Source organism: Pseudomonas serbica (assembly GCF_028823535.1).
GTDB lineage: Bacteria > Pseudomonadota > Gammaproteobacteria > Pseudomonadales > Pseudomonadaceae > Aquipseudomonas > Aquipseudomonas serbica.
In genome coordinates this window covers 1-1,189 of sequence record NZ_JAQIYM010000041.1, presented here as the reverse complement: position 1 = coordinate 1,189, position 1,189 = coordinate 1, and the positions used below count along the sequence as shown (strand labels likewise).

At 50.6% G+C, this 1,189-nt stretch carries 1 rRNA gene; it reads left to right on the top strand.

The window, feature by feature from the left end:
* Positions 1 to 28: 28 nt before the first annotated feature.
* Positions 29 to 1,189 (top strand): 23S ribosomal RNA (locus NQL71_RS29640); the annotation flags it as partial.

Genomic DNA, 1,189 nt, shown 5'->3' with positions numbered 1-1,189 from the left:
AGTATAACCAGATTGCTTGGGGTTATATGGTCAAGTGAAGAAGCGCATACGGTGGATGCCTTGGCAGTCAGAGGCGATGAAAGACGTGGTAGCCTGCGAAAAGCTTCGGGGAGTCGGCAAACAGACTTTGATCCGGAGATGTCTGAATGGGGGAACCCAGCCATCATAAGATGGTTATCTTGTACTGAATACATAGGTGCAAGAGGCGAACCAGGGGAACTGAAACATCTAAGTACCCTGAGGAAAAGAAATCAACCGAGATTCCCTTAGTAGTGGCGAGCGAACGGGGACTAGCCCTTAAGTGGCTTTGAGATTAGCGGAACGCTCTGGAAAGTGCGGCCATAGTGGGTGATAGCCCTGTACGCGAAAATCTCTTAGTCATGAAATCGAGTAGGACGGAGCACGAGAAACTTTGTCTGAATATGGGGGGACCATCCTCCAAGGCTAAATACTACTGACTGACCGATAGTGAACTAGTACCGTGAGGGAAAGGCGAAAAGAACCCCGGAGAGGGGAGTGAAATAGATCCTGAAACCGTATGCGTACAAGCAGTGGGAGCAGACTTTGTTCTGTGACTGCGTACCTTTTGTATAATGGGTCAGCGACTTATTTTCAGTGGCGAGCTTAACCGAATAGGGGAGGCGTAGCGAAAGCGAGTCTTAATAGGGCGTCTAGTCGCTGGGAATAGACCCGAAACCGGGCGATCTATCCATGGGCAGGTTGAAGGTTAGGTAACACTGACTGGAGGACCGAACCGACTACCGTTGAAAAGTTAGCGGATGACCTGTGGATCGGAGTGAAAGGCTAATCAAGCTCGGAGATAGCTGGTTCTCCTCGAAAGCTATTTAGGTAGCGCCTCATGTATCACTGTAGGGGGTAGAGCACTGTTTCGGCTAGGGGGTCATCCCGACTTACCAAACCGATGCAAACTCCGAATACCTACAAGTGCCGAGCATGGGAGACACACGGCGGGTGCTAACGTCCGTCGTGAAAAGGGAAACAACCCAGACCGTCAGCTAAGGTCCCAAAGTTATGGTTAAGTGGGAAACGATGTGGGAAGGCTTAGACAGCTAGGAGGTTGGCTTAGAAGCAGCCACCCTTTAAAGAAAGCGTAATAGCTCACTAGTCGAGTCGGCCTGCGCGGAAGATGTAACGGGGCTCAAACCATACACCGAAGCTACGGGTATCA